This window comes from Pseudoalteromonas sp. APC 3358 (assembly GCF_030408075.1).
In the GTDB taxonomy this organism is placed as follows: Bacteria; Pseudomonadota; Gammaproteobacteria; order Enterobacterales; family Alteromonadaceae; genus Pseudoalteromonas; species Pseudoalteromonas arctica.
Map to the genome: position 1 here is coordinate 105152 of NZ_JASDCE010000011.1, position 17919 is coordinate 123070.

Annotated in this window: 16 protein-coding genes; 8 read left to right on the forward strand and 8 right to left on the reverse strand. The window is 39.6% G+C overall.

The window, feature by feature from the left end; all coding sequences use genetic code 11:
• Positions 1-5 precede the first annotated feature (5 nt).
• On the reverse strand, positions 6-1253 hold the full coding sequence (gene metB / locus QL995_RS16390; protein WP_121954134.1) for a cystathionine gamma-synthase: 1248 nt from the start codon (positions 1251-1253) through the stop codon (positions 6-8).
• A gap of 289 nt (positions 1254-1542) precedes the next feature.
• Between metB and metJ the strand changes: the two genes are divergently transcribed.
• On the forward strand, positions 1543-1863 hold the full coding sequence (metJ, locus tag QL995_RS16395; RefSeq protein ID WP_007586263.1) for a met regulon transcriptional regulator MetJ: 321 nt from the start codon (positions 1543-1545) through the stop codon (positions 1861-1863).
• Positions 1864-1945: 82 nt separating this feature from the next.
• Here the strand turns inward: metJ and QL995_RS16400 are convergent, their stop codons facing one another.
• Complete coding sequence (locus tag QL995_RS16400; RefSeq protein ID WP_007582028.1) at positions 1946-3187, reverse strand: malic enzyme-like NAD(P)-binding protein; 1242 nt, start codon at positions 3185-3187, stop codon at positions 1946-1948.
• Positions 3188-3875: 688 nt separating this feature from the next.
• Positions 3876-4091 carry a 50S ribosomal protein L31 gene (gene rpmE / locus QL995_RS16405; protein WP_007582029.1) on the reverse strand — a complete coding sequence of 72 codons (216 nt, stop codon included), beginning with the start codon at positions 4089-4091 and terminating at the stop codon, positions 3876-3878.
• Positions 4092-4321: 230 nt separating this feature from the next.
• Here rpmE and priA point away from each other — a divergent pair, with 230 nt between their 5' ends.
• The 5 genes from priA (at position 4322) to QL995_RS16430 (ending at position 9431) form a co-directional block, all read left to right on the forward strand.
• Positions 4322-6508, forward strand: coding sequence for a primosomal protein N' (gene priA, locus QL995_RS16410; RefSeq protein WP_024594431.1), 2187 nt, complete (start codon positions 4322-4324; stop codon positions 6506-6508).
• 20 nt (positions 6509-6528) lie between these two features.
• Positions 6529-7056, forward strand: coding sequence for an SPOR domain-containing protein (locus tag QL995_RS16415; protein WP_007582031.1), 528 nt, complete (start codon positions 6529-6531; stop codon positions 7054-7056).
• 79 nt (positions 7057-7135) lie between these two features.
• The gene (hslV, locus tag QL995_RS16420) at positions 7136-7654 is read left to right on the forward strand and encodes an ATP-dependent protease subunit HslV (RefSeq protein ID WP_002958366.1); all 519 of its coding nucleotides are present in this window, start codon (positions 7136-7138) and stop codon (positions 7652-7654) included.
• Between the two features lie 11 nt (positions 7655-7665).
• Positions 7666-8994: an HslU--HslV peptidase ATPase subunit gene (gene hslU, locus QL995_RS16425; RefSeq protein ID WP_007582032.1), complete on the forward strand. Its 1329-nt coding sequence runs from the start codon at positions 7666-7668 to the stop codon at positions 8992-8994.
• Positions 8995-9056: 62 nt separating this feature from the next.
• Complete coding sequence (locus QL995_RS16430; protein WP_010553804.1) at positions 9057-9431, forward strand: gamma-butyrobetaine hydroxylase-like domain-containing protein; 375 nt, start codon at positions 9057-9059, stop codon at positions 9429-9431.
• 86 nt (positions 9432-9517) lie between these two features.
• Here QL995_RS16430 and QL995_RS16435 read toward each other — a convergent pair whose 3' ends face one another.
• From QL995_RS16435 to QL995_RS16445, 3 genes are all read right to left on the reverse strand, one after another.
• Positions 9518-11398: a methyl-accepting chemotaxis protein gene (locus tag QL995_RS16435; RefSeq protein WP_007582034.1), complete on the reverse strand. Its 1881-nt coding sequence runs from the start codon at positions 11396-11398 to the stop codon at positions 9518-9520.
• A 109-nt stretch (positions 11399-11507) separates the two neighbouring features.
• On the reverse strand, positions 11508-12539 hold the full coding sequence (locus QL995_RS16440; protein WP_165724881.1) for an MJ1255/VC2487 family glycosyltransferase: 1032 nt from the start codon (positions 12537-12539) through the stop codon (positions 11508-11510).
• Positions 12536-13075, reverse strand: coding sequence for a phosphatase PAP2 family protein (locus QL995_RS16445; protein WP_290294630.1), 540 nt, complete (start codon positions 13073-13075; stop codon positions 12536-12538). Before QL995_RS16445 ends, QL995_RS16440 begins: the two co-directional genes overlap by 4 nt.
• Before the next feature lie 205 nt (positions 13076-13280).
• Between QL995_RS16445 and rraA the strand changes: the two genes are divergently transcribed.
• Both rraA and QL995_RS16455 read left to right on the forward strand, forming a co-directional pair.
• Positions 13281-13778, forward strand: a complete 498-nt coding sequence (gene rraA, locus QL995_RS16450; protein ID WP_002959955.1) for a ribonuclease E activity regulator RraA — start codon at positions 13281-13283, stop codon at positions 13776-13778.
• Between the two features lies 1 nt (position 13779).
• The gene (locus QL995_RS16455) at positions 13780-14829 is read left to right on the forward strand and encodes a formimidoylglutamase (protein WP_290294631.1); all 1050 of its coding nucleotides are present in this window, start codon (positions 13780-13782) and stop codon (positions 14827-14829) included.
• Here QL995_RS16455 and QL995_RS16460 read toward each other — a convergent pair.
• Together QL995_RS16460 and hutI are read right to left on the reverse strand one after the other, a co-directional pair.
• Entirely contained in the window at positions 14826-16490 is a 1665-nt protein-coding gene (locus QL995_RS16460; protein ID WP_010553808.1) for a GGDEF domain-containing phosphodiesterase, read from the reverse strand. The genes QL995_RS16455 and QL995_RS16460 overlap by 4 nt on opposite strands.
• Positions 16491-16610: 120 nt before the next feature.
• On the reverse strand, positions 16611-17858 hold the full coding sequence (gene hutI, locus QL995_RS16465) for an imidazolonepropionase (protein WP_290294632.1): 1248 nt from the start codon (positions 17856-17858) through the stop codon (positions 16611-16613).
• Positions 17859-17919 lie beyond the last annotated feature (61 nt).

Below are 17919 nucleotides of genomic sequence, written 5' to 3' on the forward strand. Positions count from 1 at the left end.
ATTAATCACCAAAGCGCCGGACGGGCTGCACTTAATTTAACGTTACCACCAGGAGTGCCTGCTCCTTTGCCTACACGGCCAACATTTTTATTTTGCCCTGGTTTTACAAGTTCAAACACTCGTTCAAAATCAGCGACTAAATCGTGTATATCTTCAATACCTACCGAAATACGAATAAGCGTATCGCCCACACCCGCTTCTAAACGTGCTGTTGCCTCCATACCTGCGTGCGTCATAGTTGCAGGGTGACAAATTAAGCTCTCTACGCCACCTAGTGACTCAGCTAAACTAAACGTTTTAAGGCTAGTTAAAAATGCCGCAGCGTCGTTTATATCGCCTTTAATATCAAAACTCACCATGCCACCAAAACCAAGTTGCTGTGCTTTAGCCAGCTCATGTTGAGGATGTGACTCAAGACCTGGGTAGTAAACTTGGCTTACATATTCAGAGCTTTCAAGATACTTAGCTATTGCCAGTGCATTTTCTTGATGCTGCCTTAGGCGCACATTTAAAGTACGTAAACCACGAAGCGTTAAATAGCTATCAAAAGGCGCACCCGTAATACCAATGTTATTAGCCCACCAAGCAAGCTCATCGCCTAACTCTTGTGTTGCGGCAATAACAGCGCCGCCTACTACATCTGAGTGTCCGTTAATGTATTTAGTGGTTGAATGCACCACAATATCTACACCAAACTTAAGAGGATTTTGTAAAGCAGGTGACAAAAACGTGTTATCTGCAGCCACCAATGCACCGCATTGCTTAGCCACATCGGTAACCGCTTTAATATCTGTTAAACGAAGTACTGGGTTACTTGGGGTTTCTATCCAAATAAGCTTAGGTTTAATTACTAAAATTTGTTGAAGACTTTCTTCTTTTGTTAAATCTAATATTTCGAGCTTTAGTAGTCCGCGTTTTTGTAAAGATGTAAATAAACGATAGCTGCCACCATAACAATCATGTGGAATTACTAACGTATCGTCACTATTAAGTAGCTGAGTAGCTAAATGCACGGCAGCCATGCCTGTAGCTGTAATTATGCCACGAGCGCCACCTTCAAGCTTAGCAAGCGTCTCAGCTAAAATATCACGATTAGGATTACCGCTACGACCATAATCATACTCACGCTTAGTATCAAAGTCGGCAAACGAATAAGTAGTCGATAAATAAATTGGCGGTACCACCGCACCATGATGTTTATCAGCATCAACGCCGTTACGTACAGCAATGGTCGCTTTGTTTTTTTCGCTCATATTCGTCACCTGATTAATTTGGATGTTTAGACGTCTAAAAGAGTAAGTTATCCGTTTTGATAAGTCAAAGTATTTTAAAGCTCTAGATGGCTAAAAGTAGAAGGGGCCTCTGCGAATAACACATTTTAGCTCACAAAAGTGTGCTTATCTTTACACCTACAATAGGCTTATTAAGATAGATCGGTATCTATTATTTGACTATCTTTTTTAAATCGATAGAATTTCACGCATATTTACACGCTTTTTATACCGTGTGAGAAATTAATAATCTGAGGCAACGATACATCTTATGGCTAAATGGAATGGTGAGTATATTCACCCATACGCAGAACACGGTAAAAAATCAGAGCAAGTTAAAAAGATCACCGTTTCGATCCCGCTAAATGTATTAAAGGTATTAACTGACGAACGTACACGTCGTCAAATCAATAACCTTCGCCATGCTACAAATAGTGAATTGCTATGTGAGGCATTTTTGCATGCTTTTACTGGCCAACCTTTACCAAATGACGATGACTTACGTAAAGATAACGCCGAAAAAGTACCAGAAGAAGTTAAAAAAATAATGCAAGAAATGGGTCTAGAAGTACCCGTTTTAAACGAAGAATAAATATTACAAAGACAAAAAAACCTCAGTAATTACTGAGGTTTTTTTATGTCTAAATTTTATTGCATAGCTCTACTGTATAGATTTACTGCATATAGTTTTCAGGTAGCTCAATTTGTGCAACACCTGACTCAATAGCAGCAAGTGCAACAGCTCTTGCTATACGCGGCAGTAAACGTGGATCCATTGGTTTTGGAATAATATACTGCGCACCAAATTCTAGTTTATCTACTCCAGCGGCTTTTAAAACTTCTGCAGGTACTGGCTCTTTGGCAATACTTCGAATAGCATCTACTGCAGCAATTTTCATTTCATCGTTAATAGCGCTTGCACGTACATCAAGCGCACCACGGAAAATAAACGGGAAACATAAAACATTATTAACTTGGTTAGGGTAATCAGAGCGCCCTGTTGCCATGATTAAATCGTTGCGTGCGCCGTGCGCAAGTGCAGGATCAATCTCAGGATCTGGGTTTGAACATGCAAACACAACTGGTTTTGCAGCCATTAGCTTTAAATCTTCAGCCGCTAATAAGTTAGGGCCAGAAACACCCACAAATACATCCGCATCTGCAATTACATCTTGCAATGTACGCTTATCGGTATTGTTAGCAAAAAGCTGTTTATATTCATTTAAGTCATCGCGGCGGGTATGAATAACACCTTTGCGGTCAAGCATATAAATGTGTTCACGCAGTGCACCACACTTAATTAACAGCTCCATACACGCAACAGCGGCAGCGCCTGCACCTAAACATACAATAATTGCATCTTCAATTGACTTACCTTGTACTTCTAGCGCATTTAACATACCAGCAGCCGTTACAATGGCAGTACCGTGTTGATCGTCATGAAAAACAGGAATACTACAACGCTCTATTAATGCTTTTTCTATTTCAAAACACTCTGGTGCTTTAATATCTTCAAGGTTAATACCACCGAATGTGTCGGCAATGTTGGCAACCGTATTAATAAAGTCTTCTGTTGTTTTGTGCTTAACTTCAATATCGATAGAATCAAGCCCTGCAAAACGTTTAAACAATAACGCTTTACCTTCCATTACAGGCTTAGACGCTAAAGGACCTAAATTACCAAGGCCTAGAATTGCAGTACCATTAGTAATAACCGCAACCATGTTACCTTTACCAGTATATTTATAAGCATTTGCAGGATCTGCAGCTATTTCACGTACAGGTTCGGCAACACCTGGGCTATACGCAAGTGCAAGATCATGAGCCGTTTCAGCTGGTTTTGTAAGCTCAATGCTAATTTTACCTGGTACGGGATGTGAGTGGTAATGTAGTGCTTGTTCACGAAAGTCAGACATAACGCGATGGTATCCTGCAATTTAAGTTAAAGTGAGAGATGGAGTCTTGGGGTACGATACCCTTATTATTTTTAAATTCCAAGCAATATCAGGTCTATCCTGTTATATGCTATATCCTATAATTTTAAGAGGTTTTTCAGTAACTTTGCAGGATTATATCAACATTTAATAAATAAAAATTCACCTAAAAAGTAAGTTTTAAGGTGCTTTTATGCCTATCAAAATCTTATAAAATGTATACTTAAAGTATCAGCATAAACTTAGAATAACAGCCTACTACCCTACTTTAAAAACAGATAAGCCCACGTTAGATGCTTTTATCAACCTAGTTAAAAATTGTACTATTTAAAATATAGAGAATATCTATCGATTTGTCTGTAAAGGATTATGCATACTCAGAATAAGAATAGGAAATAGTTATGCAAAAGGAGGGGATAGTTAAAATCAACGAAATAATACCAATCTGCTTATATATGGGGTCTATTTAACGTTAAGAAAATTACGCTAGAACTAGGCAAAAATTTTTGTATCTAGTTGTTCTAAATAAAAAATTTTTAACGATGTTATAGTGCAATTTAATTCGTTAAATTGCTCAAAGATTTATGTAGGTTAGTTTAAGATAATAAATAACAAATTTTAGGCACAAAAAAAGCACCCTAAGGTGCTTTTTTTAACTAAACAGCAATAATTACTTCTTGCTGGCAAGTGCACCGAAGCGCTTGTTGAAGCGATCAACACGTCCGCCAGTGTCTAAAACTTTTTGCTTACCAGTGTAAAACGGGTGACACGCAGAACATACGTCTAAGTGAATGTCTTTACAAAGAGTTGAGCTAGTTTCGAATTTATTTCCACATGAACATGTTGCAGAAATTACTTCGTACTTAGGGTGAATACCTTCTTTCATAGGAACCTCTAGTTAAGGCCGCATCGCTCTCCAAACCCGGAGTTTGGCACCATACGTCGTTAAAACAAATTTGTTGGTGGCGGATTTTATCCAACAACCTCCCCCCACACAAGTATTTATTTATATTTTTGCCAAAAAAGTGAACAATCTCTGTCTCAAGCGCTATTGCTAGTAGGTTTTTAGCGTTATTTTTAGTACATTACAGCATTAATTTTACGGGTTGAGTTGTTATGAGTTTTGTTGAAGTTGCTATTAAAGTCCCACTTCCACGCACCTTTGATTATAAAATAGAAGAACAGCTCAGTGGCTTATCAACTCCTTTACTACCTGGCATGCGGGTTTTGGTACCTTTTGGTAATCAAAAAAAAGTAGCGGTTGTTTTGGGTATTAAAAGCAGTACCGACGTCCCTTTAAATAAAATTAAAAATATTATAGAGGTAATAGACGACGCCCCTATTTTAAGTGCCCAGCATTTAGAACTCCTTAGCTTTACTGCCCGCTATTATTGCTACCCATTAGGCGAAACTATTCATATAGCGCTACCTGGTGCACTTCGCCAAGGTGAATCGCCTGATAAAACCAGTATTAATATGGTTGCCCTGACAGAAAAAGGTGCAAAAGTACCGTCGTTAAAAGCTAAAACACAGCTCAACCTATTAAAGCAGTTATCGCAATCAGGTAAGTCATCATTAACTGAGTTAAAAGCACTGGGCTTTAGTAAAAAAACAATAGATAGCTTAATAGATAAAGAACTCATAACACAAACTATTGAGCACGATAACCAATGGCAAAGTGTTGCTCCAACCGTCGGTAGTAAACCAGTACTAAATAAAGAACAAGCGGTTGCTTGCACAGCTATAAATCAAAGTACTGGCTTTAGCAGCTTCTTATTAGAAGGCGTAACGGGCAGCGGTAAAACCGAAGTGTATTTACAGTGCCTAGAAGAAGTACTCAAACGTGGCGAGCAAGCCCTCGTACTCGTGCCCGAAATCGGCCTAACACCACAAACCGTAAACCGTTTCCGCCGCCGCTTTCCTGATACACCCATTATGCTTTGGCACTCAGCACTTACTGACAACGAACGTTTACAAACATGGCGTTTTTGCGAAAAAGGCAGTTGCGCGATAGTTATTGGCACGCGTTCGAGTATTTTTCTACCATTTTTAAAACTCGGTATGATTGTTGTTGATGAAGAACACGACTCGTCATTTAAACAACAAGATACCCTTCGTTACCATGCTCGTGATTTAGCCGCTTACAGAGCTTTTCAGCATAAAATCCCGCTTATATTAGGCAGCGCCACACCCGCGCTTGAAACACTACACAAAGCAATTAATAACAAATACCAGCTATTAAGTTTAACCGAGCGTGCACAAACAGCGACTGACAACCAGTTTAAGTTACTCGATATGAAAGGTCAGCCCGACCAAGCAGGTATTGCACATGCAAGCCTTGCTACTATGCGTCAGCACTTAAATCGCGGTAAACAGGTTATGGTATTTTTAAATCGCCGAGGTTTCTCACCCACCCTTATTTGCCATGAGTGCGGTTGGTTGAGCGAGTGTAAACGATGCAGTACCAGCGCTACATTTCATAAAGCGATTGGGCAAATGATCTGTCATCACTGTGGCGACCAGTACCCTGTCCCTCACCAATGCCCTGACTGTGGAAGTACGCAAATATTTCCTAACGGTAAAGGCACAGAGCAAATTGAAGAGTTTTTATCGACCGAATTCCCTGATACACCTGTTACTCGTATAGACCGCGATTCAACTCGCCGTAAAGGTAGCCTTGAAAAAGCACTTGATGAAATAAACCTAGGGGGCGCACGCATTTTAGTGGGCACACAAATGCTTGCCAAAGGCCATCACTTTGCAGATGTGAGCCTTGTTATAATTTTAGATGTAGATAGCGGCTTATACTCATGCGACTTCAGAGCGACAGAGCATTTAGCGCAATTAGTCACCCAAGTAGCGGGGCGTGCTGGACGTTCAGGAGAACCTGGTCAAGTGTTATTACAAACACACTTTCCAGAACACCCTCTTTTGCAAGACTTAGTTAATAATGGTTACCAAGACTTTGCCCGTTTTGCTCTTAGTGAGCGCGATGATGCTGACTTACCGCCCATTACAAATATGGCCATTGTGCGTGCACAAGGACATAGTATTAAACTAGTCGTCGATTTTTTGACGGATTTGGTTCCTGTGAATGGGGTATCTGGTATACAATTGCTCGGTCCGATCCCTGCCCCACTTGAAAGAGTCGCAGGTATGTATCGTTTTCAATTGCATATTCAAGCGCAAGATCGTCGCATATTACATCAGTACCTTGCGCAAATGGTTGATTATTTAAGTACCAGTAAACTTGCACAAAAAGTACGCTGGAGCTTAGACGTAGACCCTATAGACATGATTTAGGTTAAGGCCAAAATAACACCATGGCACAGCACGATTATATTAATAAAAAGCCTGCAGGCAGAAACAGTAAAAAAAACGCACCCGCTAAAAAACCATTTCCTATTCTTTTAGCCGTTATAGCCATCTTACTTGTAGGTGGTTTTGCCTACACACTATGGTTTATAAAAAGTAATGCCGATCCAAAACTTGTCGAAAAACAAGCTAACCCAACTGCACCCGCAAAAGTAGAAGTTGTTATTCCACGTACACCGGAATTTATTAAAGAAATTAGAAACCACGAGATTCAAGTTGAAGTAAAAGAACTTGAGCAAAAAGGTCCTTATGTTATGCAATGCGGTTCGTTCAGGACTCATGCACAAGCTGAATCGTTAAAAGCTAAAATTGCATTTGCAGGGCTCATTTCTGAGATAAAACAGGCTGAAGGCAGCAATGGTACTTGGTATAAAGTACGTTTAGGCCCTTATAAAACCAAACGCCAAGCCGAAAGCGATAAAAACAAACTTAAACGTGTAAAAATAGTCGGCTGCGGAATTTGGGGCTGGACTTGAAAATAAACCATTCACCCATATAACCTCATCATAATCGTTTTTTACGAGTTGCCTCTGCAGCTCGATGATGAGGAATAACATGACTACTATTGTAAGTGTTCGCCGCGGCGACAAAGTTGTAATTGGCGGCGATGGCCAAGTTTCACTTGGTAACACCGTAATGAAGGGCAACGCCCGCAAAGTTCGACGTCTTTATAATGGCAAAGTAATCGCTGGTTTTGCCGGCGGTACTGCTGATGCCTTCACTCTTTTCGAACGTTTTGAAAGCAAATTAGAAATGCATCAAGGTAACCTAACTAAAGCCGCAGTAGAAATGGCTAAAGATTGGCGAAGCGACCGTGCCCTTCGAAAACTCGAAGCGCTGCTCGCCGTAGCAGACGAAACAGCCTCTTTAATTATTACCGGTAATGGCGATGTAGTTCAGCCAGAAAACGATTTAATTGCAATTGGTAGTGGTGGTAACTTTGCGCAATCAGCTGCAACCGCCCTTTTAGAAAATACAGATTTAAGCGCTCGTGAAATAGTAGAGAAAAGCTTAACTATTGCAGGCAACATCTGCGTATTTACTAATAACTTCCAAACAATCGAAGAATTATAATAGGAACTATTATGTCTGATATGACCCCAAGAGAAATTGTTCACGAGCTAGATCAGCACATTATAGGTCAGGCTAAAGCTAAAAAAGCGGTCGCTATTGCGCTTCGTAATCGCTGGCGCCGCATGCAATTAAATGAAGATTTACGCAGTGAAGTAACACCAAAAAATATATTAATGATTGGTCCAACAGGTGTAGGTAAAACAGAAATTGCCCGTCGTTTAGCAAAACTTGCTAACGCACCATTCATTAAAGTAGAAGCGACTAAATTTACTGAAGTTGGTTATGTTGGTAAAGAAGTAGATACGATCATACGTGACCTCGTTGATGTTTCAATTAAAATGACTCGCGAACAGCAAACTAAAAAGTTTAAACATCGCGCCGAAGAAGCAGCAGAAGAGCGTATTTTAGATGCACTTTTACCACCGGTTAAAGATCAATATGGCGAAAGCCAACGCGACGATACTTCATCTACTCGCCAAACATTTCGTAAAAAATTACGTGAAGGTCAATTAGATGATAAAGAAATCGAGATTGAACTAGCGCAAGCTCAATCAAACGTAGAAATTATGGCGCCTCCTGGTATGGAAGATATGACCAACCAGTTACAAAGCATGTTTCAAAACATGGGCGGCGATAAACGCACTAAACGTAAGTTGAAAATTAAAGAGGCCTTCAAACTATTAACGGAAGAAGAAGCCGCTAAATTAGTAAACCCTGAAGAGCTAAAAGAACAAGCTATTTTTGCAGTAGAGCAAAACGGTATTGTGTTTATTGATGAAATAGACAAAATTTGTAAACGTGGTGATTCTTCAGGCCCTGATGTGAGCCGAGAAGGTGTTCAGCGCGACTTACTACCGCTAATTGAAGGCTCAACAGTAAACACAAAACACGGTATGGTTAAAACTGACCATATGTTGTTTATTGCCTCAGGTGCGTTCCAAATGTCTAAACCATCAGACATGATACCTGAGCTACAAGGTCGCTTACCGATTCGAGTAGAACTTGAGCCACTAACTGCAGATGACTTTAAACGTATCCTGACAGAGCCACATGCATCGCTTACTGAGCAACAACGAGAGCTCCTTAAAACTGAGCAAGTAACGATTGAGTTTAGTGATGATGCTATTGAGCGTATTGCTAAGGCTGCGTGGCAAGTTAACGAAAAAACCGAAAACATCGGTGCTCGTCGCTTGCATACTGTGATGGAAAGATTGATGGAAGAAATTTCATACGATGCTTCTGAAAAAGCAGGTTCATCACTTGTTATTGACGCTGCTTACGTTGAAAAACATCTAGGCGCACTTGTTGAAGATGAAGACTTAAGCCGCTTCATTCTATAAAACGAATATAAACGTTATACTAAAAGCCTCCAGATTGGGGGCTTTTTAATGGGATATATAAAATGAAACACGTTACAAAAGTGCATTACCACAGCGTGAGTAAAAATTTAGATGTTTATTTTGACGACGATAGCCAAGCAGTCTTTAGCTGTGAATTTTTACGCGTTCACTCTCCCTCTGCTGAAGTGCAAGGCCATGGCTCTGGTCCAATGAAGCTAGTACTTAATAAACAATCTGTAGGTATAAAAAACATAGTACCTGTCGGGCATTATGCACTGCGTTTAGATTTCGATGATGGTCACAATAGTGGACTGTTCAGTTGGAGTTACTTTGAAAAACTACAAGCGCAGCAACAAACGTTGAGCGATGAATATTCGGCACGCGTAGCCGAGCACGAACAAAACAAAAACAGTGTACCAATAAAGTTTATTCCTTAAACCTTATTGGTAACTTTAGGTGGGTATTTTTAGATTAGTTAACCTAAACCCTGGTTAAGATATTTACTATCCAGAGTTCAGGTTAGTTACACTTTAAACTTATCAATAGCGCTAAATAACACTCTAGCTTGCTCAGATACTTCTTCGCTAGTTTGGGCGTTTTTAGCAGCATGTTCAGTTGCATCTTGCGCAATGTCGCGAATTCTTACTACATTTTTATTAACCTCTGATGCCACTTGGCTTTGCTCGTCAATAGCAACCGCTATTTGAGAGCTCATTTCCATTATTGTTTGTACATCTTCAGTAATTGCGCCTAATAACTCACCTGCTTTAATTGCTTGCGAGGCACTTTCATCGCCTTGAGAACGACATTTGTGCATAATACTCACCACTTCTTGAGTACGCTGCTGTAAGGTACTTATAATACCTTCAATCTCACTCGTGGACTCTTGAGTACGCTTCGCTAATGAACGAACCTCATCTGCAACAACAGCAAAACCACGACCATACTCACCAGCACGTGCCGCTTCTATTGCCGCATTAAGTGCGAGTAAATTTGTTTGATCTGCAATCCCCCGAATTACATCAAGCACTGAACCAATTGTTTCGCCATCTTTTTCAAGTTGCGATACTACATTTGATGCATTCCCTAACGAATCAGATAGGGCTCTAATGTGCTTAACGGTAGAGTCAACTTCACTGCGCCCTTGTTGAGCACTTAAGTTTGTTGACTCTGCTTTTTTAGCAGCCGCTTCAGTGTTATGTGAAATATCCTGAATCGTCGCCTGCATTTCGGTGGCTGCAGTTGCAACCATGTCGGCTTCATGTAATTGCTCTTGCATACCGGAGCTTGTTGCTGCGGTACTTTCTGATAAATGCTCTGTTGCTATGTTAAGCGTATTTAAAGCACCATTAACTTCGTTAATTAAGTTTTTAAAATCGCCTATTAAACTATTAAAGTCGACCGTCATGGTGGTAATTTCGTCTTTACCTGTTTGCTCTATCATCACGCTTAAATCATTATTACGACGAATATCGTTAATGGTGTGATAAACCCGCTCTATAGGCACAATAATCGAGCGGCTCGTGAAATAAACCAACATTAAAACAATAATGCCAGCAATCACAAAAATAAGAATGGCTAAAAATTGTGCCTGTTCAACGCTTTTATCTACCTGCTGCTTAGTGCTTAATAGTATCTGCGCAACGATTGCATCACTTTGTTCAACACTTTTACGCATTTTTCCAAGTGCACCTGAATTTAAATCTAAGCCCAATTCAACCTGTGCCTGGACCAATGCTTGAAATTGCGTTTGGTAGGAATTTAAAAAGCCATTTAATTGAGCTGTGTACCCTGTATCAAATTGAGCCTGAGCGATTTGCTGCTTTAAAGTATCAACCCCTTCATCAAATCGAGTTAAATACTTAAGATCAAAACGTAGCATAAAATCTTTTTCAGCCCGTCTTAATTGTAATATAGAAGATAAGAGTTTGTAATTATCTTGCTCTTTGAGCAAGCTTTCGACCTCGTGTACTGCACTTCTTAGTTCGCCATACAGCCCATCTTTTGGGTGTAATCCTATGCGTTTTTGTAGCACAACAACACTCATAAAGTCATTGTTATAAGCACTTACCAAATTATCGAGATTACTTATTTTTTGGGTTTCGATACCCTGCTCTTGCATAATTACATTCAACTTAGCAATTTTACTTTTAAGCTGGTTATAATCTTGTTCAAATAAGTCTAATGCTTCTTCTTGTTTATAAAAAAGAAAGTTTTTTTCATGTTTACGCAGTTCTAATTCATGGATATTAAGCTCTTCAGCAAGCTGAATTGTTTTATTTAAGCTTAACGTTGTTCTCGCTTCATAAATTATTACGCATAAAAGGACCACCATTGCTAAACCAACAACGACTGCGTTTAACTGTAAACGTCGTTTGATTGTTAAGTTTTGTAAAAAATTCATCGCTAACGCCTTTTTTAAATATGCATTTGTATTATAGCTGATAGCTCAGAAGCGGCTCATTAATTTAACTTTTTATTATTGGTTATTCTAAGCTACTTAATTATGATGGCTATAAAGCGACACTATCCCACAAACCTTTGTGTAACGATTGTGTGTTATTCCACTGTTGTTTAACCAACCAATCAATTAAAGGCGCGGGATCGCTAGGGTAATTTATTTGCTTATTTTGCGGGGCGCTATTCCAGTCATCAAGGGCTTGCGGGTTTAAATAGTTCATAACATGCGCCATGCCCATGGCAAACAAAGTTTGTGCATTTGCGGTTTGCTCAAACTGCCCATCTAAAGGCTTTAATAGTAACTTCTTACCTAACTTAAGCGCTTCACTGGCAAGCTCAAACCCCGCATTACCAATAACGCCACTCGTGTTTGCTAAATCATTTAAAAAACCAGAGCGTGAGGGTGGTCGCAAATGTATATGTCCAAAAGACTGATTGCAGGCATTTGGGTGATAACAATAAAATTCTTTTTCGGGAAAGTCTTTTAAGTAATCAACAATGCTATCTAAGTTTTCAAACGGTAAATATACCAATACCTTATTTAGTACCGCGACAGGATTCTCATGATTATGATGAGCAATAAAAGGCGGGATTATATTATTTGCAAATGGCTTCCAGTGTACACCTAAGTAGGTAGATGCTGGTGCATAATGCTTGATGAGTGATTTTCTAAGTACACCACGACCAAATATAGGTACGTTTTCTGACAAAAATGCGGCTTGGTGACTAATACCGATAACGGGTATATCGGCCCGTTTTGCAGCCCATGCTGTGACTGGCTCAAAGTCATTAAGTACAAAATCGTACTGTTTTATATCAAGCGATTTTATATCACTCACCAGCTTACAAACTCGCATGTTTTTAAGTGTTTTTAAATTTTTGACTTGCCCATTTTCAGTATCAAACGATAAGCCCCGATACGCTTTATAATTTGAGAATTCGTGCATATCAAAGTAATCTTTATTTGCTCGCCCTGAAAACACATAATCAACATCAATACCAAGTTTATTAAAGCAACTTGCCATAACCCTAGCTCGCGTTATATGACCATTACCGGTACCCTGCACTCCATACAATATTTTCATACAGGTACCACAAGCGCTAATGCGAATAAGCCACAAACACTGCCAATAATCGCACCTATAATAATATCAGCAGGAAAATGTACGCCTAATACAACACGAGAAATAGCCACACCAGCAGCCCAACTAAGTAGTAGCCATATATATTCAGGGAAAAAGTGACTTAGTATAATCGCAACTAAGAACGCTGCAGCGCTGTGACCCGAGGGCAAACTAAATTTATCATTGGGTACTATGTAAGCATTTGTTACTAAGCAGTCGCATGGACGGATACGGGCAAATCTATTTTTGGCCAATAAATAAATGGGCCTTTCTATAGCAAAACCAACTAATATCGTTACAGGTAATAATTGTTGCTGCTCATTATTACTAAGCCACCACACCGCTAAACACACAAGTATGTAAAGCCCACCATCACCGCTTTTAGATAAGCCAAACGCAATTGTTTTAAACCACTTCGGTGAGTTGCAATTAAACAGAGTTAAAAATAATTGCTCATCTAGCAGAGCTGCCCTTTTAAACATATTATTGTTATCCATCACTTCCCCCTCATTGCATAATATATGAACACCGATTTAGCTTATGTGTTGTAAATAACAATTGAGTGACGCTTTTAAGACACTATTATTGCGATTAATGATTTAGCGCTTGTTTTGTCTAAATTTACTGCGATTAAGTCGTTGTTATTGCTTATAAGGAGGGTATACTGAGCTATAAATTAATGTACCTTTTGAGGATAAAATAATGGATTACAGCACTTCTGATTTATGTGACCACTTTGCTGATGTGGTTGACGTGCTAGAGCCAATGTTCATCAACTTTGGTGGTCGACACAGCTTTGGTGGCCGCATTAAAACGGTTAAATGTTTTGAAAATAATGAACTGATCCGCGAATTACTTTCTCAAGACGGTACAGACTTAGTGCTTCTTATTGACGGTGGTGGCTCAACTCGCCGTGCACTTATTGATATTGAATTGGCCGAACTTGCACTTGAAAACAACTGGAATGGTATTGTTGTTTACGGCGCAGTACGCCACGTTGATGAGCTTGAAGAACTTGATTTAGGCATTCAAGCAATTGCTTCCATTCCTGTTGCAGCTGACAGTGAAGGTGCTGGCGAGGATGCTATAGGCGTTAACTTTGCCGGTGTATCATTTTTTGATGATGACTTTATTTATGCTGATAGTACTGGCATTGTTTTATCTGCAGAAGAATTAGAATTGGAAGTTGTAGAAGTATAACGTGACCTCCCATTTAAAAGTATATGATGAAAGCGCGGTTAGAGCACTTTGCTCTAGCCGCGTAAATGAAAAAAAAGCATGGCAATCAATGGCCTTGCTAGACACTCAAGTAAACCTGCAACAAGCACTTATTGACGCAGCTCAATTTGGCATTCGCTACGTACTTCTTGGTATTTGCGAAGATATTGGCCCAAAAGCAAATTTAGGAAATGGCGGTGCAAACGAAGCATGGCCTGCTTTTTTAAAACGCTTTTTAAACCAACCTCATAATCAATTTATTGCCACTCAAAAAGTACTTTTATTGGGTGAAGTAAATACTGATGATTTAATGGCGCAAAGCAACCAACTTAATAATCAGCAAGCCCAGCAGTTAACTCAATTGCGAGATTTATGCCAACAACTTGATGAACGCGTAGAGTCAGTATTAAGCCTTATTTTTAAAGCAGGGCTTGAGCCAATAGTAATTGGCGGAGGTCACAATAATTGCTTAGGTATTATTCGCGCGCTAAGTAAGTCAAAAAACACGCCTGTTAATGCTATCAATTTTGACCCTCATGCCGATTTTAGAGAATGTGAAGGTCGCCATAGTGGTAATGGTTTTCGCTACGCGTATAACGAGCAACATCTAAGTAATTACCATGTTATTGGCTTACATGAATTAAAAAACAATCAAGCAATTATAGATGCAATGAGTGAAGCTAACTTTAAATTTGATAGCTATCAATCTATACAAGTTAAGCGAAAAATCACACTAACGCAGGCAATTGAAAGTGCACTAAGTAATTTTAATGATTTACCGCTGGGTGTTGAAGTTGATTTAGATAGTATTACTTATATGCCAGTTAGTGCGTATACATATTGCGGATTTAGCGTGAGTGACACTGAGCACTTTGTGCATTTAGCTGCAAGCCACCGGCACTCTAAGTACTTACACTTATGTGAAGCAGCGCCTAGCCAGCACCCTAACGAGTTAGATGCCGGTGCTGCCCATGTAGGGCAAGTGATTAGTGCACTTGTAAATAGCTACCTACAAGCCAAAGAAAACACTTAACGTTGTTGAACCGATCGCCACTCTTTTAGCCAGCTCATTAAACCGATACTACTTAGCGGGTGACCAAAGTAATAACCTTGGGCAGCATAACCTTTTAAGCTTTTTACAAACTTAAGTTGCTCAAGTGTTTCAACTCCTTCAAAAATCACTTTTGTTTTTTGTTGGCTATGCATATCAACCATTCCACCAACTAAACTGCGTATATTGTTTTGATTACTAAAGTCAGCGGTAAGTGAAGGTGAAACCTTAATATACTCAACCGCTAAACTTGGTAACTTAGAAAGTAGTACCGGGTTATCACCAAGTCCATCCACACATACTTTTAAGCCTATGTTATTAAGCCTTGCGATCATGCCTCGGCCTTTGTCATCTAAACCAGCAAAAATATGTAAAGGGCATTCAACAATTAAGTCTCCCGCCTCTAAGTGATGTTCGTTTATAACAACATCAACAAATTCAACAAACTCTTCATTTAGCATTTCAGGGCCAAATACGTTAATGCTAAGCGGTATGGAAATACCTTCTACTCTAAGCGCCATTGCAAGCTCAGCGGCTCTCTCCATTACAAATTTAGCAAGCGGGTAACCAAGCCCTGCTATTCTTATGTCGTCAATAAAACGATTAGCAGATAAAATTCCTTGCTTAGGGTGCTGCCAACGCAGTAGTAATTCTAAAAACTCAATTTGACCGTTTTCGTTACAAATTATAGGTTGAAAATAGAGTTCTAATTCGCTCGAAAAATCAATATTTGCCAATTCTTTTAGTCGCGCTTGTTGCTCTCGCAGTTCAATCATCATTTGTTGATGATAAGGCACAACCTTGCGATTTGGGTGGCTATCGAGTGCTAGGTATGCGTACGATATTAAATTATCAAAGTTATTGTCTTGCTCATTACAATCAACATAACTCGCCCTCGCTTTTACCTCTACAGTGCAGTTAGCAACATTAAATGGCTTAAGCGTTGCACCCAGTATTTGTTCAATAACCAACTCATGTAAATGTTTTTGATTCGCGAAACTACAAATAAATGCAAAGTTAAGGCCCCCTAAGTGGGCTAGCTTTTCTTGCCCAGTTAAAGTCACTATTTCGTCACTTGAAAGTAGCTCTTTTATTCGATTAGCCGATTGCGCTAACAGTATATCGCCAAAGTCGCGTCCTATATGCTGGTTAACTTGCTCAAATCCTTCAAGACGAATAACGATTAACGCTGCACTTACTTGCTTATTGTCGCACCATGCATAGTAACCTTGGCGTAACTGTTTTCTATCTGCAAAAACCGAAAGCGGAGACTCTTCTATAAATGTATCACCTGTAGGTTCTGGCTCTATCACGACTTCTATTTCAGCGCTTTCGTCATTTAAAAAGCCAACAATAGCTAATAATAATATTGCTAACACAACCCAAAATAACGGAACTTCCAATAATAAATGAGCTGAAAATAGAACAACAAATAAAAGACCAGCCATTGAGCTGGTAATAATCATGCTCCAATTATTTCGCTCGAAGGCTTGCCATAAATGAAAACAAAATCCAAAGGCAAGTAAAATGGCAAGCCAAGCTGCGCCCGTACTCAAAATAGCCAAACCAACAGCTGCTGTGCATAAATAGCTAAATTTAATACTGGCATTTTTAACGGCAAATAAAGTGGCAATCATCGCCATCAATAGTGCACCACTAAAAAATATTGGGAAGTTACTGTCGGTTAGTATGTTCAAATTAACGGCATCCGTATTCGCTAAAAAAGTTTAAACCAGATTATATGTGGGCAAAAATAATACAAACTAGTTAATTCTACCCAAAATCCATAAATTTAACAGTTTATTTACGCCAAATTGGTAACTTAATTGTGATGGATGACTTATTTGCCAATGCGCAATATCAGCTCTTGCACCAACCTTTAAAATACCACGGTCGTCTAACCCTAGTGCTTTAGCAGCATTGCGAGTAACACCTGCCAATGCTTGCTCGGGTGTTAATCTAAACAATGTGCATGCCATGTTCATCATCAAGTGCACTGAGCACAGCGGTGAAGTGCCAGGATTAAAATCACTCGCAATAGCTATAGGTACTTTATATTGATTAAGTAACTCAATAGGTGGGAATTTAGTTTCTCTTAAAAAATAAAATGCACCGGGCAATAACACCGCGACCGTCCCAGCGTTTGCCATGGCTTTTACACCCTCTTCATCGAGATGCTCAATATGATCTGCCGAAAGGCCATTGAACTGCGCCACCAGCTCAGCACCATGTTGATTAGATAACTGCTCAGCATGGCATTTTACTGGGAGGTTATGCTTTTTAGCCGCCTGGAAAACACGTTTGGTTTGCGAATGACTAAAGCCTACATTTTCACAAAATACATCGACTGCATCAGCAAGATTATTAGCCACTACCTGATCAAGCATGTCAGTACATACCAAATCAATATATTCATCAGCACGGCCTTTGTATTCAGGCGGTAGAGCATGCGCCCCTAAAAAAGTAGTTTTAATATCAATAGGATGATGCTCACCTAATAAACGAGCTACTTCTAATATTTTTATCTCGTTTTCAATATCTAGCCCATAGCCCGACTTTATTTCAACGGTGGTTACACCTTCTTTTAACAACGTATTTAAGCGATCTTTTGCATCAACAAATAATTGCTCTCGATCGGCTGCTCTCGTCGCTTTAACCGTACTTGCTATGCCACCGCCTTGTGCCGCAATTTGCTCATAACTTACACCCTGCAAGCGCTGCTCAAACTCTTGCGATCTTGAACCTGCAAACACTAAATGTGTATGACAATCTATTAAGCCCGGCGTTAACCACTGCCCTTTTATACTCAATATCGGCGTTGCAAACACATCAAAACTGGGCAACGTTGATTGCTCTCCAATCCACGCAATTTCACCATTTTTAATAGCTATAGCAGCATTTTCGATTGCGCCATAAGGGGCATTTATATTGCTATCCATAGTGGCAATATTGGCATCAGTTAAAAGTAAGTCGATTTCTTCTAACTCATAGTTTTTTGTTGTGCTTTGCATTTTACAGCCCTTTTTACGCCCAGAGTGATGAAAATATAGTCTAACAACCCACCTTGTATAT

Coding starts and splice junctions, on each gene's coding strand:
- QL995_RS16415 (WP_007582031.1), top strand. CDS start 6,529: ATGGCACAGCACGATTATATTAATAAAAAGCCTGCAGGCAGAAACAGT.
- hutI (WP_290294632.1), bottom strand. CDS start 17,858: ATGCAAAGCACAACAAAAAACTATGAGTTAGAAGAAATCGACTTACTT.
- QL995_RS16445 (WP_290294630.1), bottom strand. CDS start 13,075: ATGGATAACAATAATATGTTTAAAAGGGCAGCTCTGCTAGATGAGCAA.
- QL995_RS16460 (WP_010553808.1), bottom strand. CDS start 16,490: ATGGCGATGATTGCCACTTTATTTGCCGTTAAAAATGCCAGTATTAAA.
- QL995_RS16430 (WP_010553804.1), top strand. CDS start 9,057: ATGAAACACGTTACAAAAGTGCATTACCACAGCGTGAGTAAAAATTTA.
- QL995_RS16435 (WP_007582034.1), bottom strand. CDS start 11,398: ATGAATTTTTTACAAAACTTAACAATCAAACGACGTTTACAGTTAAAC.
- rraA (WP_002959955.1), top strand. CDS start 13,281: ATGGATTACAGCACTTCTGATTTATGTGACCACTTTGCTGATGTGGTT.
- metJ (WP_007586263.1), top strand. CDS start 1,543: ATGGCTAAATGGAATGGTGAGTATATTCACCCATACGCAGAACACGGT.
- hslV (WP_002958366.1), top strand. CDS start 7,136: ATGACTACTATTGTAAGTGTTCGCCGCGGCGACAAAGTTGTAATTGGC.
- hslU (WP_007582032.1), top strand. CDS start 7,666: ATGTCTGATATGACCCCAAGAGAAATTGTTCACGAGCTAGATCAGCAC.
- rpmE (WP_007582029.1), bottom strand. CDS start 4,091: ATGAAAGAAGGTATTCACCCTAAGTACGAAGTAATTTCTGCAACATGT.
- QL995_RS16400 (WP_007582028.1), bottom strand. CDS start 3,187: ATGTCTGACTTTCGTGAACAAGCACTACATTACCACTCACATCCCGTA.
- metB (WP_121954134.1), bottom strand. CDS start 1,253: ATGAGCGAAAAAAACAAAGCGACCATTGCTGTACGTAACGGCGTTGAT.
- QL995_RS16440 (WP_165724881.1), bottom strand. CDS start 12,539: ATGAAAATATTGTATGGAGTGCAGGGTACCGGTAATGGTCATATAACG.
- priA (WP_024594431.1), top strand. CDS start 4,322: ATGAGTTTTGTTGAAGTTGCTATTAAAGTCCCACTTCCACGCACCTTT.